Genomic DNA, 14,572 nt, shown 5'->3' on the forward strand with positions numbered 1-14,572 from the left:
ATGCCCGCACGGAGCTGTCAATCGCCGCGCTGGCTGGATTCCGGCCTCCTGCCGGGCCCTTGACCCGTCAGGCCTCGTCGAGTTCGTGCACCAGCAGCGCCACGTACAACGACAACATCGACTCCGGATCCTCCAGCGACACCCCGAGCACCTGCGCGATCCGCGACAGCTGCTGGTAGTAGGCCGTACGGGACAGGTGCGCCACGGCGGCCGCCGCCGACTTGTTCCCACCCTGCTCGCAGAAGCAGCGCAGCAGCTCCACCAGCCGGCTGCCCTGACTGTCATCTCGCGCCAACAGGGGCCCGAGCTCCCGGTGCGCGAAGGCCCGGACGCGCTCGTCCTCGCGCAGCAGGTGCAGCAGGCCACGCAGTCGCACGTCATCCAAGCGGTGGTAGAGCTGGGTGCCGGGGGAGCGCAACGCGGCACCGGCGACGTGCGCGGCCTCTCCCAGACTGCGCCGCACGTCCGACACCTGCGACACCGTCGTCCCGACGGCCACCACCACCGCACCGGCTGCCGAGCGGTGCACCTCTCGGGCCAACCGCCGCAGGACCGCGTCGACCGCCGCCTGCGCGGGCAACGACAACAACGCGCGCACGCTGGTCTCGTCCACGACGCCCACCAACGCCGGCACGCTGACCCGCCGCGCGGCCAACGCGGTGGCCTCCGCGAGGTCCCGCAACACCTCCTGCGTGGCCAGTGCGGGGGCGCGCGGCGTGATGCTCCCCGGCCGGATCGCCACCCCGACCAGTTTCCGCCGCTCCAGCGCGACGCCCAACGCGGCCGCCCGGGTGGTCAGATCAGGAGGAGGCAGGGCCTGGCCGAGCAGTTGCGCGAGCAACATCCGGTGCGTCTGCCGCTCCAGGCTCTCCCGGTCCCGCGCCACGAGCCGGTGCACCGCCAGTGCCGACGCGGCCCGCTCCGCGACCACCACGTGCCGGTGCGGGGGAGGGGCCGGCGAGAGCAGCACCAGCCGTCCCCAGTCGGCGCCCTGCGCGCCGACGGCGGTGATCAGCCAGCCGGCTTCCTCGTCGTAGGCGGTCCGTTGGGACACCGCCACGGACCGGGACCGCTGCCCCCAGTCGGTCAGCAGCTCGATCGGGTCCTGCCCGGCCGCGTCGTACGCGAGCACGTCGTGCCCCAGCGTCTCCAGCACGACCGGCAGCCCGGAGATCCTCGCGACCTCACGCAACACCTCGGCCGGCTCCGCCCCGGCGACCGTGAGCGCGGTGAACGTCTCGTGCACCTGCTCCGCCGCCCGCAGCTCGGCGAGCTGCGCGTCCACGATCAACGCCACGACCGCCTCCGTGACGGACACGAACTGCGTCTCCCGCCCCAGCGTGATCAACGGCAACCGGTGTCGTTCCGCCGCCGCCACCAGCGCCTCCGGCACGTGGTCGCTCCAGCGCCGGACCAGCTCCACCACGAGCCCCGCCGCGCCGACCGCGGCCAGGTCGTCCACGTACGCTGTCAGCGCCGTTTCCTCGTCCGGCAGCGCGATGCCGGTGGTCAGCACGAGCTCGCCGCCGCGCAGCAGATGGGCGATGTCGGCGACCTCCGCCGCGTGGACCCAGCGGACGGGCCCCGGCAGGCCGGCGGACCCCGCCACGACGCGGGGCCGGGCGCGCCGGATCACGGGCAGCGCTATGGCTTCGGCGACCGTGGGGTACATGCGGCCTCCCCTGCGAGGGATGCACACAACGTAGTGCCATCCATGGCGACCCGTACAGGTTGTCGGTGGCGGCGAGCACCGAAGTGTCGCGACACTCGGCTCAGTCACGAGATACGGAGGACGCGATGGCGCATCGGGAGTTGCTGCATCGACACCGGTCCGTGCTGCCGAAGTGGCTGGCCCTCTACTACGAGGAGCCGATCGAGATCGCCGGCGGGCACGGTCGCCGGGTGACCGATCGCGAGGGCCGCACGTACCTCGACTTCTTCGGTGGCATCCTCACCAACTCGGTCGGCTACGACGTGGCCGAGATCAGCGACGCGGTCCGCGCGCAGATCGACACCGGCGTGCTGCACTCCTCGACGCTGTACCTGATCGAGTCGCAGGTCGAGCTCGCCGAGAAGATCGCGCAGCTCTCCGGGATCCCGGACGCGAAGGTGTTCTTCACCAACTCGGGTACCGAGGCCAACGAGACCGCGTTGATGCTCGCCACGCAGTACCGCCGCAGCGGGCAGGTGCTGGCGCTGCGCAACTCGTACCACGGGCGCGCGTTCGCCACCGTCGCGATCACCGGCATCCGCGGCTGGTCGGCCAGTGAACTCAGCCCGATCAGGGTGAGCTGGGTGCACGGTGGCTACCGGTACCGCAGCCCCTTCAGGGACCTGTCGGACGCCGACTACGTCAAGGCGTGCGTCGCCGACCTGCGCGAGGTGATCGAGACCGCGACCGCCGGCGACGTGGCCTGCATGATCGTCGAGCCGATCCAGGGCGTGGGCGGCTTCGCCTCCCCGCCCGACGGCCTGTTCCGCGAGTTCAAGAAGGTGCTCGACGAGTACGGCATCCTGCTCGTCTCCGACGAGGTCCAGACCGGTTGGGGCCGTACCGGCGAGCACTTCTGGGGCATCCAGGCGCACGACGTCGTGCCGGACGCGATGACCTTCGCCAAGGGACTCGGCAATGGTCTGGCGATCGGCGGTGTCGTCGCGCGCGCGGAACTCATGGACTGCCTGCGGGCCAACTCGATCTCCACCTTCGGTGGCAACCCGATCTCCACCGCGGGGGCCCTGGCCACCCTCGACTACCTCCTCGACCACGACCTGCAGGCGAACGCCGCCAAACTCGGCAATCGGCTGATCCAGGGTCTTCGCGCGGTCGCCGCGACACATCCGGTGGTCGGCGACGTACGCGGCAAGGGTCTGATGCTCGCCCTCGAGCTCGTCGGCCCGGCCGGCGAGCCCGATCCCGCGGCCGCGACCGCCCTGCTGGAGGAGGCGCGCAGTCGCGGGCTGCTGGTCGGCAAGGGCGGCCTGCACGGCAACGTGATCCGGCTGGCGCCGCCGATGACGCTCACCGAGGACGAGGCCGACGAGGCGCTGGGCATCCTCGCCGAGGCGATGGCGGCGGTGTCGGCATGAGGATCACGCACTGGATCGGCGGCAAGGCCTGGACCGGCACCGCCCAGCGCACGGGTGACGTGTACGACCCCGCGACGGGGCAGGTCGGCGGGCAGGTCGACTTCGCCAGCGCCTCGGACGTCGACGAGGCGGTCACCGCCGCCCGGGAAGCCTTCTCCCGGTGGCGCCACGCCTCCCTCGCCCAACGCGCGAACGTGATGTTCTCGTTCCGTGAACTGCTCAACGCCCGGAAGTCCCACCTCGCCGAGATCATCACCGCCGAGCACGGCAAGGTGCTCTCCGACGCGGCGGGCGAGATCCAGCGTGCCTTGGAGGCGGTGGAGTTCGCCTGCGGCATCCCGCAGCTGCTCAAGGGCGGGTTCAGCGAGAACGCCTCGACCAACGTGGACGTGTACTCGATCCGGCAGCCGCTCGGCGTGGTCGGGGTGATCTCCCCGTTCAACTTCCCGGCGATGGTGCCGCTGTGGTTCGTGCCCAACGCCATCGCCTGCGGCAACACCGTGGTGCTGAAGCCGAGCGAGAAGGACCCCTCCGCGGCGAACTTCCTGGCGGAGCTCTTCGCCGAGGCCGGGCTGCCGGACGGCGTGTTCAACGTCGTGCACGGCGACAAGGAGGCGGTCGACCGGATCCTCGCGCATCCGGAGGTCAAGGCGGTCTCGTTCGTCGGGTCGACGCCGATCGCCCGGTACGTCTACGAGACCGGGACGCGGAACGGCAAGCGGGTGCAGGCGCTCGGCGGCGCGAAGAACCACATGGTCGTGCTGCCCGACGCCGACCTCGACCTCGCCGCGGACGCCGCCGTCTCGGCCGGCTTCGGCTCGGCCGGTGAGCGCTGCATGGCGATCTCCGTCGTCGTGGCGGTGGATCCGGTCGGCGACGAGTTGGTCGGCAAGATCAGCGAGCGGATCGCCGGACTGCGTGTCGGCGACGGTCGCCGTCCGGGCTGCGAGATGGGACCGTTGGTCACCGGGGCGCACCGCGACCGGGTGCGGTCATATCTGGACGCCGGCCGGTCCGCGGGCGCGAAGCTGGTGGTCGACGGACGCGGCCATGCGATCGACGGTGACGACGCCGGCTTCTGGCTGGGGCCGACCCTCTTCGACCACGTCGACGTGGACATGTCCATCTACACCGACGAGATCTTCGGCCCGGTGCTCTCGGTGGTCCGGGTCCCCAGCTACGACGCGGCGGTCGACGTGGTGAACGCCAACCCGTACGGCAACGGCACCGCCATCTTCACCAACGACGGCGGCGCCGCGCGGCGGTACCAGAACGAGATCGAGGTCGGCATGGTCGGCGTCAACGTGGCGATCCCGGTTCCGGTCTCGTACTACTCGTTCGGGGGGTGGAAGGACTCCCTGTTCGGTGACTCGCACGCGTACGGGCCGCACGGCGTGCACTTCTTCACCAGGGCCAAGGTGGTCACCAGCCGGTGGCTCGACCCGTCCCACGGCGGCGTGAACCTCGGCTTCCCACAGAACAGCTGAGCAGCTCGAGGGCTCCGCCGGGCCTCCTACCGGCGGCTCGACGCCGGCGGCGAGTCGGCGAGTTCCGCGATCACCTCGGCGTGACAGCGCTCCGGCGCACACCAGCAGCCGAGCCGGCGCCCGCGCAGGTCCGGGAGGAGGGCGAGGAGTTCGGGGCTGTCGAGCAGGTACGCGCGGTACTTCTCGAGGACCTCGTCCCGGGTGCCGTCCGGGCCGGGGCGGTACGGGCTGGACAACGGGGAGCGGGGGAGCTGCCAGCCGCCGCGATACATGGCGCGCCCGACGTAGACCACGTCGGCGTACGCCGGGTCGTCGCGGTGGCCCTTCAGGTTGACGACTGTGGTTGCCCGCATGGCTCGGCTCCTCGGTTCTTCCCGGCGAAACGGTAGTCGCTGCGATCCGCGCCCGGCCAGCTTGCCGGTAGGCCAGACTGCACGGGTGAGAGTCACCGCGCTCACCAGCAGGTGGACGCCGTGGCGGTTCGTGACCGCCTTCGGTGTCGTCAGCCTACTGTCGGACGTGGTGTACGAGGGCGCCCGGTCGGTCATCGGCCCCTACCTGGCCACCTTCGGCGCGTCCGCGACCGTCGTCGGGCTGGTCACCGGCGCCGGCGAGGCGACCGCCCTGGCCGGGCGGCTGGCCACCGGACCCCTCGCGGACCGGACCCGCGCCTACTGGCCGCTCGTCCTGGTCGGCTACGCCGTGACCATGATCGCGGTGCCCGCTCTCGGGCTGACCACCGCGCTGTGGCTGGCCGCGGCGCTGTTCGTCGCGGAGCGCGCCGGCAAGGCGATCCGCGGCCCGGCGAGGGACGTCATGCTCTCGCACGCCGCCGCGGCGGTCGGCCGCGGCAAGGGCTTCGCCGTCCACGAGGCGCTCGACCAGGCCGGCGGCGTGGCGGGGCCGCTGCTGGTCGCCGCCGTACTGGCCGCCACCGCCCACAACTACCGGCCCGCGTTCCTCGCCCTGGCCGTACCCGCCGTGGCGGCGCTGCTCCTGCTGCTGTGGCTACGCGCCGGCGTGCCGGACCCGCGCCGCTTCGAACCGGGCCCTCGACCCGGCACGGCGGCAACCCCGCCGGGCGGCCGGCTGCCCCGCGTGTTCTGGACCTATCTGGCGTTCACGGCGGTGACCACGGCCGGCTTCGCCACCTTCGGGGTGCTCAGCTTCCACCTCGCCACGCGGCACGTCGTACCGCTGGCGGTGATCCCGGTCGTGTACGCCGCCGCGATGGGCGTCGACGCGCTCGCCGCGCTGGCCTCCGGGTGGCTGTACGACCGGGCCGGCGTCCGGGTGCTCGCCGCCGTACCCGTCCTGACCGCCCTGATCCCGCTGGCCGCCTTCACCAGCACCCCGGCGATCGCGGTCGCCGGGGTGCTGGCCTGGGGCGCGGTGCTCGGCATCCAGGAATCCACCATGCGGGCGACCATCGCCGACATCGTCCCCGCCGCGCGGCGGGGCACCGCCTACGGCATCTTCGCCGCCGGGCTGGGCGGGGCGACGCTGGTCGGCGGGCTGCTCACCGGCGCCCTCTACGACTACTCGATCACCGCGGTGATCGTCACCGTGGCCGGCATCCAGATCGTCGCCCTGGCCCTGTTCCTCGCCATCGTCCGACCGGCGACCTGACGCAACCTCCGGTCAGCCCACCTTCGGGGTGGCGCGGGCGATGATCGCGGCGAAGTCGACGCCGGTCGGCAGGGTGCCGTACGCCTGGCCGTGGTCGCCGCCGAGCCGGGACGCGCAGAAGGCGTCGGCGACGGCGGGGTGGCCGTGCCGCACCAGCAGCGAGCCCTGCAGCACCAGGGCGAGCCGCTCGACGATGCGCCGGGCCCGCAGTTCCAGGTCGTCGAGGTGGGACAGGTCGGCCTGCACCTGGCGGACCGCGGCGTCGAGCCGTGCGTCGGTGCCGGCAGCGGCGCTCACCTCGGCCTGGAAGGCCTCCATGACCTGGGGTTCCTTGACGAGAGCGCGCAGTACGTCCAGGGCGGCGACGTTGCCGGAGCCCTCCCAGATCGAGTTCAGCGGCGACTCGCGGAACAGCCGCGGCATACCCGACTCCTCGACGTAGCCGTTGCCGCCCAGGCACTCGAGGGCCTCGGCGGCGTGTGCCGGCCAGCGCTTGCAGACCCAGTACTTGCCGACCGCGAGGGCGAGCCGCTTGAACGCCGTCTCACCGGCGTCGCCGCGCGCGGATCGGTCGGTCGCTCCGGCGAGGCGCATCATGAGAACGGTGGCGGCCTCGGACTCCACCGCGAGGTCCGCCAGCACGTTGCGCATCAGCGGCTGGTCGACGAGGTACCGGCCGAAGGCCTGCCGGTGGGTGACGTGATGGGCGGCGGTGATCACCCCCTGGCGCATCCCGGCCGCCGCGCCGATGACGCAGTCCAGGCGGGTCAGATTGACCATGTCGATGATCGTGCGGACGCCACGCCCCTCGTCGCCGACGCGCCAGGCGACCGCCTGCTCGTATTCGACCTCGGACGAGGCGTTGGATCGGTTGCCGAGCTTGTCCTTCAGGCGCATCAGGCGCATCGGGTTGCGGGTGCCGTCCGGAAGGACGCGGGGGACCAGGAAGCAGGTGAGCCCGCCCGGCGCCTGGGCGAGGGTGAGGAAGACGTCGCACATCGGTGCGGAGGTGAACCACTTGTGCCCGACGAGCCGGTAGGTGCCGTCCGGCGCCGGGCCGGCGGTGGTGGTGTTGGCGCGTACGTCCGAGCCGCCCTGCTTCTCCGTCATCGACATGCCCGCCAGCAGCCCTCGCTTCGTCAGCGGCGAGCGCAGCCCGAAGTCGTACGTCGTCGCGGTGAGCAGCGGCTCGTACCGCGCGGCCAGTTCCGGGTTGTGCCGCAGCGCCGGCACGGCCGCGTAGGTCATCGAGATCGGGCAGCCGTGGCCGGCGTCGGGGCGCCACGTGTAGAACTTGGCGGCCCGGGCCACGTGTGCGCCCGATCGGTCGTCCGCCCACGGCGCGGCGTGCAGGCCGTGCGTGACAGCGGTGCGCATCAGCTCGTGCCAGGCGGGGTGGAACTCGACCTCGTCGATCCGATGGCCGGAGCGGTCGTGGGTGCGCAGGGTCGGCGGATGCTCGTTGGCCAGCCGCCCGTACTCGATGGCCTGCTCGCTGCCGCCCAGCCGGCCGAGCTCGTGCAGCTCGGAGGCGGCCCAGCCGGCGCCCTCCCGCTCGAGCCCGTCGAGCAGTGCCGGGTCGTCCGCCGCATCGTAGCCGGCCAGCGGTGGGACCTGGTTGAACACCTGGTGCGTCGTCACGGCGATACTCCCAGCGCGCGGTGGATGAAGGCGATCAGGGCGGGGATGGTGTCCGGGCCGGCGACCCCGGCGGCCAGCGGACCGACCATGGCTTCGGCCAGGGCGCCGACCAGCGCGGTCGCGGTCAGGTCGGGGTTCTGTGCGGGCAGTTCACCGCTCGCCACCCCGGCCGCGACGTGGCCGGCGATCAGTTCGGCGTACGCCCGACGGAAGACGAGCCGCTGGGCGTCGACCGCCGGGTCGACCGGCTCGGCGAGCAGGGCGTACGCCAACCGCGGGGACTGCAGCGCGCGCCCGGCGAACGTCTCCACGACGGCGGACATCTGCGCGGCGGCGGTGGCCTCCAGCGCCGCGGCGCGCGCGACCGCGTCGACCTCGCGCTGCGAGGCCGTGCGGAACACCTCGGCGAACAGGTCGGCCTTGGTCGGGAAGTGGCGGTAGACGCTGCCCGTCGCCAGGCCGGCCCGCTCGGCGACGGCGGCGACGGAGCAGCCGGCATACCCGTGCTCGGCCATGATTCCCAGGGCCGCGGCGATGATCCGTTCCCGGGAAGCGTTCAGCCGAGCCCGCACGCGGTCGGTGCTCCGGTAGGCCACGCAAGGATTGAACCATCATTCAGTCCTTGGCGACAAGGTGGTGTGCCTTCTCCGTCAAGTGACGGATATGCATAGTCGGCCGCGAGTGCGGGTAGAAGGACGTCACCGCATTGCAGCGGGTCAGGGGCGGCCTGCCCCGCGGTTTCCCGCGTCGATCCGCGCCGGCTGGTATCCGGCCCCTCGGCCGGATGGCGCTGGGGTGCCGACTGACCCCGTCGGCGGTGCGAGATGACCCCCATCATCGCGTCCCCAAGGAAGGCGGCCCACCATGTCGTTCCAGAATGGATCCGTTCGTCGACCGCAGTCGCTGGCCGGTTCCCGCACGTGGCGCGGACGTGTCGTCCGCCGGGTCGGGTGATCGCCATGCCCACGGTGTCCGTGCCCCGGCCGGCCCGCACCGCCCTGTCGGTGCCTCGCGGTTACGTGGAGTACCTGCAGGCCAAGCTGCTGGAGGCCGAAGCCAGCCTGACCGCGATGAGCGAGAAGTACGACCGGACGAAGGCCCGCTTCGACCGCTGCTACGCCCGCCACGGCATCACCCCCCGAGGAAGACATCGTCAACTACATCAACGCGAAGGGGATGAACCCGGAGCTGAAGTTCTGGTACGCCAAGGTCGAGCACTTCCAGCGGGAGGTGACCGCCTACGGGGCGGCGCTGACCGGACTCGACGCGGCGCGCCGGATGCTCGGCGACGACGGTTACCGCGTCCCCGAGCACGGGCGCGCGCGCAACAACAGGCGTGCCTTGAACCGCCCCGGCTGACGACCGGCGCACATCCTCACCGTCAGGCCTGTCCGGCCAGACCGTGCAGGCCGACGAGGCGGGGGACGGCGACGCGGCCCAGTGCGGTGCCGGTGCCGGGATCGTGCCAGCTCACGCCATCGTGCTGGCCCACGTAGAGGCGTCTGCCGTCGCGGCTCAGCACGAGGCCGGAAACGGGTTCACGGACCCGCCAGTCAGCCGCGCGGCCGGCGCGCGTGAGATCCGTCGTCCGGACCACCGTGCCGGCGCCGATGAAGAGCCGGTCGCTGTCGGTGGCGGCGTGTGCGGTCCCGACCCCCCTGGGCTGCGTGAGGGTCCGGCGTACGGTCAGCTCCCCGGTGTCGATCTCGGCGATGGTGCCCGAGGTGACGTCGGCGACGAAGAGCCGACCGCCGTCGGGGCTGATCGTCATGGCGTGGCCGGTCGCGGCCGCCGCACCGAACGGAGGCGGCAGGTCGATGCAGTACGCCCATCGCTCGCCGAGGTGCAGCGTGTGGACGAACGCGTGCACGTCGCCCGGCCGCCCGCTGACGAGGTCACGGGTGTGCTGGTGCTCGGGCTGGTGGGTGTAGAGCGTGTAGAGGGTGGTGCGATCCGGCGAGAGCACGGCCTGGCGTCCGTCGCCGCGCATCTCCTCCTCGGCGCCGGGCGGCACCGGCGCCTTGGCACGGGTGTGCAGCGGACCGGGCGTCCCGGTGGCGAGATCGACGACGCGGACCCGGTAGCGGTCCGGCGCCGTCGCCGGGAGCCACTCGAGGACGAAGAGCCCGGCGAGATCCGCGGTGAACGTCTCCGGTACGAAGTTGCCCCGCAACTCCAGCCGGTGTCGGACGCCGGTGACGTCCGCGATCAGCACGGGGGTCACGTCCCGCCCCGCCGGGCGCCCCTCGGTGGCGCTCACCTGGTTCGACGTGAGCGCCACCGTGCCGTTGACCGAGACGGCCTGCGGCACCCAGCGCCCGGCCAGCGTGACCCGGGTGGAGGTGGCGCCCGTGGCGGTGTCGACCCGCCACAGGGCGGTGTCGGCCCCCTCGGGCGCGGTCGCGTAGATCGCCTGCCCGTCGACGGTGGCGAGAGAACGCGGGATCGTCTGCCGGTCCGCACCACGCAGTAAACCGAGTCCGTCGTCGACCTCGACGAGCAGTGGGTCGGGGATCGTGACGGCACGGGCCTGACCCGGGTGCCGAGCTCGATCGCAGCCGACCAACGCCGCGGTGCCCGCACCGGCGAGCCCGGTCAGCAGGGTGCGACGCGAGATCCTTGTCGTTGGCATCATGCCCCGGTGACACCGCCACACCCGGCGAGGTTCCGCCGCCGTCCCTGGAACCCATCCGGTGCGGGCGGTGTCATGAGTGTGATCCGACGGGAGGCTTCCACTGGACGACGACGAGCTCGTCACCGGCGCTCGGGCAGGTGACCTGGGGGCGTACGACCTCCTGGTCGCCCGGCACACCGCGTCCGCCTACCGGACGGCGGTGCTGCTCGGCGCGGGCCCGGACGCGGAGGACGTCATCCAGGAGGCGTTCGTGAAGGCGTACCGCAAGCTGTCCCGCTATCGGGGAGAGTCGTCCTTTCGCGCGTGGCTGCTCGCGATCGTCGCCAACGAGACCCGCAACCTGCACCGCTCACGCAGCCGGCGGGACGGGCTCGTCCTGCGGGCCGCGGCGGCGGACCCGGAGTCGCAGATCGCCGAGGACGGCGCGGTGGGCGGGGTCCTCGCCGCCGAGCGCCGGGCCACGCTGGTGCGGGCCCTGCGGCTGCTGCCGGAAAAGGACCGTGAGGTGATCGTGTGCCGCTTCCTCCTCGATCTCAGCGAGGAGGAGACGGTGACGATGCTGGGCTGGCCCAGAGGCACGGTGAAGTCGCGGACGTCCCGAGCGCTGACGAAGCTCCGCGCCCTGCTCGACCGCGAGGAGGTGCGCCATGGATGACCTCGAACACCAGTTGCGTGACCTCGCCGAGTGGCTGGACACACCCGCCGCGCCCGACGTGGCCGACCGGGTACGCGCCCGACTGGCCGCGCCCGCGCGACGGCGACGCCGGTGGCGTTACCACCTCGCCGTGGCGCTCGTCGCCCTGCTCGTCGCGGTGCTGCCGCCGGGGCGGGCCGCCCTCGCCGACGCCGTGGCGGGGCTGCTGCGCTTCTCCGGAATCATCATCGACACGTCGTCGGCGCCGGTCTCGCCCACCGGCAGCCCGTCGCCGCCGCCGTCGCAGCGGCCCGCCTCCCTCCACGAGGCGCAGGAGAAGCTCCGCTTCCCGATCCGGCTGCCGACGAAGCTGGGTCCGCCCGAGCAGGTGCTGGTCGCCGACGCCGACGGCACCGGCTCCTACCGGGTGGTCACCCTGCTCTACCGCGGGGGCGTGGTGCGCGTCGATGCCTTCGACGGTCGCCTCGATCCGGTCTTCCAGAAGCAGGCGGCCGGGCCGGGAATGGAGTGGGTCCAGGTCGACGGAGGCTTCGCGGTCTGGATCGGCGGCCCACACCCGCTGGCCTACGTGGACCGCGCGGGCACGGTCCGCGTGGAGAGCGCGCGGCTCGCTGCCTCGACCCTGATCTGGGAGGAGGCGGGCGTGAGCTACCGGCTCGAAGGCGACCTGACCAAGGGCGAGGCGATCGAGATCGCCAACTCGCTGGATTGAGCGACGGACCGCGGTGCCAGTCGAGCCGGCTGATCGGGTGAGGAACCCCGAGGGCCCGGGCGGTGTCGTGGATGGTGCCAGGCACGAACGGGGTCAGCGGGTACGACGGAGGGCGCGAGATGGGTTCCTGGGGCAGGGTGTTGCTGGGGTCGGCGGTCCTGCTGGCGGCGTGTACGACCACGGGGCGGTCAGCCCCGCCGGTCGGCGTTCCGGCCACCCCGGCCCCGGCGAATCCTCCGGCGAGCGCCGCGTCGGGCTGCGGCTCACGGGTCGAGACGGGTGTCCTGCCGGACTGGGCGGACGCCGGGTTCAGCGGGGAGGCCCGGATCCCGCACGTCTTCGGCGCGAAGGGCGAGATCATCGCGGTGCTGTTCGGTCACCCGCTGGCGCTGCGCCGGGGCGAGGGGCCCACCAACAAGATCCTCTGGGTCGCCAAGCCAGCCGCGACCTCGTCCGACCCGGCGGCTCCCGCCAACCTGGCGATCACCGCCACGCTGGACGGAACCGACACGCGGGTGACCCGGGAGGTCGCCGGCGGCCCCGGCCCGTCGATCATCGACCTGCCGCGGGCCGGTTGCTGGCACCTCGAACTGCACTGGTCGGGACACGCCGACACCATGGACCTCGTCTACGCCGAGGGCTAGCGTGAGGCCCAGCACCGTTGTCGACGGCGTGGCGAACATGGAGAGCCTACGGCGGTGATCGATGATGCTGGCGAGCCGTGGGCGTCGGACGCCCGGACTTCGGCTACCCGAGATCGACCGGCCGGTCGACCAGGGCGGCCAGCCGCTTCGGCGCCAGAACGCAGTAGCTCTCGGTGAGCAGTTCGCCCACCTCGGCCCAGTCGATCCCGTCGTCGAGCACCATGCCGACGACGTCGGCGCCCCAGTCCGGCTTGAAGAACGGGTGGCCGACGGCGATCAGCCCGGCGATCTCGTCGCCGGGCGACCGGAACGTCAGCACGCAGATCGGCTGGTCGGTCGCGGCAGCTCGGGCGTAGGCCGCCTGGTGGTCAGGGTCGACCGTGAGCACGTGCGCGAACGTGCGCTTACGGATCCGCCAGCGCGTGCCCACCCACGCCGGCTCCTCGTAGGTCTCCGGCAGGCCGAGGCAGACGGGCCGGAGCCGGTCGAGGATCTCGGGTGCGACGTCGCCAGGGCCAGTCATGTGCGCGACGCTAGCCGGCCCCTCCGACAGGCCGGCGACGGCGATTCGTCGTAGCCGGGGAGTACGACTGACGACAGACCGATGAGTTTCGGCGTGGCGGACGGTCTACCCAAGGGAATCGAGCGGAAGGACGAGGATATGAGCGGCGTACGGGTGCTGGTGGGCACGCGCAAGGGCGCGTTCACGTTGACGTCGGACGGCAGGCGCGGCGACTGGACGGTCGACGGACCCCACTTCGGCGGCTGGGAGATCTACCACCTGAACGGGTCGCCGGTCGACCCGAACCGGCTCTACGCGTCCCAGTCCGGCGGCTGGTTCGGGCAGCTGATCCAGCGCTCCGACGACGGCGGCCGGACCTGGAACCCGGTCGGCAACGACTTCGCCTACTCCGGCGAGGTCGGCGAGCACCTGTGGTACGACGGCACCCCGCGCCCGTGGGAGTTCAAGCGCATCTGGCACCTCGAGCCGTCCCGCCACGATCCCGACACCGTGTACGCCGGTGCGGAGGATGCCGCCCTCTACGTCTCCACCGACGGCGGTGTGAAGTGGAACGAGCTCACCGCCCTTCGTACCCACCCGACCGGGCCGACCTGGCAGCCCGGTGCCGGCGGCATGTGCCTGCACACGATCATCCTGGACCCGGCGAACAAGGACCGGATCTACGTCGCCATCTCGGCGGCGGGCGCGTTCCGCAGCGACGACGCCGGCGCCAGTTGGCTGCCGATCAACAAGGGTCTGCGTTCCGGGGAGATCCCCGACCAGGACGCCGAGGTCGGCCACTGCGTGCACCACATCACCCAGCACCCGACCCGGCCGGACACCCTGTTCATGCAGAAGCACTGGGACGTCATGCGCAGCGACGACGCAGGTGCGAACTGGCGCGAGGTCAGCGGAAACCTGCCGTCGGACTTCGGGTTCCCGATCGCGGTGCACGCCCACGAGCCGGAGACGATCTACGTCGTGCCGATCAAGAGCGACTCCGAGCACTTCCCGCCGGAGGGCAAGCTGCGCGTCTACCGCAGCCGCACCGGTGGCAACGACTGGGAGCCGTTGACCAGGGGGCTGCCCCAGTCCGACTGCTACGTCAACGTGTACCGCGACGCGATGGCGGTCGACACGCTCGACCCGTGCGGGATCTACTTCGGCACCACCGGTGGTCAGGTCTACCACTCGGCGGACGGCGGTGACAGCTGGGCGCCGATCGTCCGGGACCTGCCGGCCGTGCTCTCCGTGGAAGCCCAGGTGCTGCCGTGATCCGGGTCGTCCTCCCGGCCCACCTGAAGAACCTGGCTCACGTCACCGGCGAGGTACGTCTCGAGGTGCCCGGTCCGGGTGCCGGGCGGGTCACCCAGCGCCTGGTGCTGGACACCCTCGAGGCGCGATACCCCATGCTGCTCGGCACCATCCGCGACCGCCACAGCGGCAAGCGCCGCGCGTTCGTCCGCTTCTACGCCTGCGAGGAGGACCTCTCCAACGACTCACCCGACGCACCACTGCCGGAGCGGGTCATCGCCGGCGAGGAACCGTTCATCATCCTCGGCGCGATGGCCGGCGGGTAG

At 72.2% G+C, this 14,572-nt stretch carries 15 protein-coding genes; 9 read left to right on the plus strand and 6 right to left on the minus strand.

Translation table 11 applies throughout. The features are described 5' to 3' along the window. Positions 1-67: 67 nt before the first annotated feature. Positions 68-1,672, minus strand: a complete 1,605-nt coding sequence (locus V6U89_RS18445; protein ID WP_334572494.1) for a PucR family transcriptional regulator — start codon at positions 1,670-1,672, stop codon at positions 68-70. A 125-nt stretch (positions 1,673-1,797) separates the two neighbouring features. Here V6U89_RS18445 and V6U89_RS18450 point away from each other — a divergent pair, with 125 nt between their 5' ends. Both V6U89_RS18450 and V6U89_RS18455 read left to right on the plus strand, forming a co-directional pair. Continuing rightward, the gene (locus V6U89_RS18450; protein WP_334572495.1) at positions 1,798-3,087 is read left to right on the plus strand and encodes an aspartate aminotransferase family protein; all 1,290 of its coding nucleotides are present in this window, start codon (positions 1,798-1,800) and stop codon (positions 3,085-3,087) included. Next, on the plus strand, positions 3,084-4,574 hold the full coding sequence (locus V6U89_RS18455; protein WP_334572496.1) for a CoA-acylating methylmalonate-semialdehyde dehydrogenase: 1,491 nt from the start codon (positions 3,084-3,086) through the stop codon (positions 4,572-4,574). The genes V6U89_RS18450 and V6U89_RS18455 overlap by 4 nt, the downstream gene beginning before the upstream one ends. A 26-nt stretch (positions 4,575-4,600) precedes the next feature. Here the strand turns inward: V6U89_RS18455 and V6U89_RS18460 are convergent, their stop codons facing one another. Then, entirely contained in the window at positions 4,601-4,927 is a 327-nt protein-coding gene (locus V6U89_RS18460) for a DUF4326 domain-containing protein (RefSeq protein WP_334572497.1), read from the minus strand. 85 nt (positions 4,928-5,012) lie between these two features. On the opposite strand from V6U89_RS18460, the gene V6U89_RS18465 reads away from it, so the two are divergent. Beyond that, positions 5,013-6,203 carry an MFS transporter gene (locus V6U89_RS18465; protein ID WP_334572498.1) on the plus strand — a complete coding sequence of 397 codons (1,191 nt, stop codon included), beginning with the start codon at positions 5,013-5,015 and terminating at the stop codon, positions 6,201-6,203. 12 nt (positions 6,204-6,215) lie between these two features. Here the strand turns inward: V6U89_RS18465 and V6U89_RS18470 are convergent, their stop codons facing one another. Both V6U89_RS18470 and V6U89_RS18475 read right to left on the minus strand, forming a co-directional pair. Next, complete coding sequence (locus tag V6U89_RS18470; protein WP_334572499.1) at positions 6,216-7,844, minus strand: isovaleryl-CoA dehydrogenase; 1,629 nt, start codon at positions 7,842-7,844, stop codon at positions 6,216-6,218. Beyond that, on the minus strand, positions 7,841-8,440 hold the full coding sequence (locus tag V6U89_RS18475) for a TetR/AcrR family transcriptional regulator (RefSeq protein WP_334572500.1): 600 nt from the start codon (positions 8,438-8,440) through the stop codon (positions 7,841-7,843). Before V6U89_RS18475 ends, V6U89_RS18470 begins: the two co-directional genes overlap by 4 nt. A 580-nt stretch (positions 8,441-9,020) precedes the next feature. On the opposite strand from V6U89_RS18475, the gene V6U89_RS18480 reads away from it, so the two are divergent. Next, positions 9,021-9,203, plus strand: coding sequence for a hypothetical protein (locus tag V6U89_RS18480; RefSeq protein ID WP_334572501.1), 183 nt, complete (start codon positions 9,021-9,023; stop codon positions 9,201-9,203). Between the two features lie 22 nt (positions 9,204-9,225). Here the strand turns inward: V6U89_RS18480 and V6U89_RS18485 are convergent, their stop codons facing one another. Beyond that, the gene (locus V6U89_RS18485; protein ID WP_334572502.1) at positions 9,226-10,476 is read right to left on the minus strand and encodes a YncE family protein; all 1,251 of its coding nucleotides are present in this window, start codon (positions 10,474-10,476) and stop codon (positions 9,226-9,228) included. Between the two features lie 202 nt (positions 10,477-10,678). On the opposite strand from V6U89_RS18485, the gene V6U89_RS18490 reads away from it, so the two are divergent. The 3 genes from V6U89_RS18490 (at position 10,679) to V6U89_RS18500 (ending at position 12,490) form a co-directional block, all read left to right on the plus strand. Beyond that, complete coding sequence (locus V6U89_RS18490; RefSeq protein WP_334572503.1) at positions 10,679-11,134, plus strand: RNA polymerase sigma factor; 456 nt, start codon at positions 10,679-10,681, stop codon at positions 11,132-11,134. Next, positions 11,127-11,846, plus strand: coding sequence for a hypothetical protein (locus V6U89_RS18495; protein WP_334572504.1), 720 nt, complete (start codon positions 11,127-11,129; stop codon positions 11,844-11,846). Before V6U89_RS18490 ends, V6U89_RS18495 begins: the two co-directional genes overlap by 8 nt. A 71-nt stretch (positions 11,847-11,917) precedes the next feature. Next, positions 11,918-12,490, plus strand: a complete 573-nt coding sequence (locus tag V6U89_RS18500; RefSeq protein ID WP_334572505.1) for a hypothetical protein — start codon at positions 11,918-11,920, stop codon at positions 12,488-12,490. Between the two features lie 103 nt (positions 12,491-12,593). Here V6U89_RS18500 and V6U89_RS18505 read toward each other — a convergent pair whose 3' ends face one another. Then, entirely contained in the window at positions 12,594-13,013 is a 420-nt protein-coding gene (locus V6U89_RS18505) for an MmcQ/YjbR family DNA-binding protein (RefSeq protein ID WP_334572506.1), read from the minus strand. 138 nt (positions 13,014-13,151) lie between these two features. Between V6U89_RS18505 and V6U89_RS18510 the strand changes: the two genes are divergently transcribed. Continuing rightward, positions 13,152-14,267 carry a WD40/YVTN/BNR-like repeat-containing protein gene (locus V6U89_RS18510; protein WP_334572507.1) on the plus strand — a complete coding sequence of 372 codons (1,116 nt, stop codon included), beginning with the start codon at positions 13,152-13,154 and terminating at the stop codon, positions 14,265-14,267. Continuing rightward, a complete protein-coding gene (locus tag V6U89_RS18515) occupies positions 14,264-14,572 on the plus strand; it encodes a MoaD/ThiS family protein (protein ID WP_334572508.1) in 309 nt (102 codons plus the stop codon). Before V6U89_RS18510 ends, V6U89_RS18515 begins: the two co-directional genes overlap by 4 nt.

The sequence above is a fragment of the Micromonospora sp. CPCC 206171 genome (genome assembly GCF_036906755.1).
Classification (GTDB): Bacteria; Actinomycetota; Actinomycetes; order Mycobacteriales; family Micromonosporaceae; genus Micromonospora; species Micromonospora purpureochromogenes.

What these genes read in the sequence shown, in the direction of transcription:
- V6U89_RS18495 (WP_334572504.1), top strand. Translation starts at nt 11,127, where the DNA reads ATGGATGACCTCGAACACCAGTTGCGTGACCTCGCCGAGTGGCTGGAC.
- V6U89_RS18445 (WP_334572494.1), bottom strand. Translation starts at nt 1,672, where the DNA reads ATGTACCCCACGGTCGCCGAAGCCATAGCGCTGCCCGTGATCCGGCGC.
- V6U89_RS18510 (WP_334572507.1), top strand. Translation starts at nt 13,152, where the DNA reads ATGAGCGGCGTACGGGTGCTGGTGGGCACGCGCAAGGGCGCGTTCACG.
- V6U89_RS18455 (WP_334572496.1), top strand. Translation starts at nt 3,084, where the DNA reads ATGAGGATCACGCACTGGATCGGCGGCAAGGCCTGGACCGGCACCGCC.
- V6U89_RS18485 (WP_334572502.1), bottom strand. Translation starts at nt 10,476, where the DNA reads ATGCCAACGACAAGGATCTCGCGTCGCACCCTGCTGACCGGGCTCGCC.
- V6U89_RS18480 (WP_334572501.1), top strand. Translation starts at nt 9,021, where the DNA reads ATGAACCCGGAGCTGAAGTTCTGGTACGCCAAGGTCGAGCACTTCCAG.
- V6U89_RS18450 (WP_334572495.1), top strand. Translation starts at nt 1,798, where the DNA reads ATGGCGCATCGGGAGTTGCTGCATCGACACCGGTCCGTGCTGCCGAAG.
- V6U89_RS18505 (WP_334572506.1), bottom strand. Translation starts at nt 13,013, where the DNA reads ATGACTGGCCCTGGCGACGTCGCACCCGAGATCCTCGACCGGCTCCGG.
- V6U89_RS18500 (WP_334572505.1), top strand. Translation starts at nt 11,918, where the DNA reads ATGGTGCCAGGCACGAACGGGGTCAGCGGGTACGACGGAGGGCGCGAG.
- V6U89_RS18460 (WP_334572497.1), bottom strand. Translation starts at nt 4,927, where the DNA reads ATGCGGGCAACCACAGTCGTCAACCTGAAGGGCCACCGCGACGACCCG.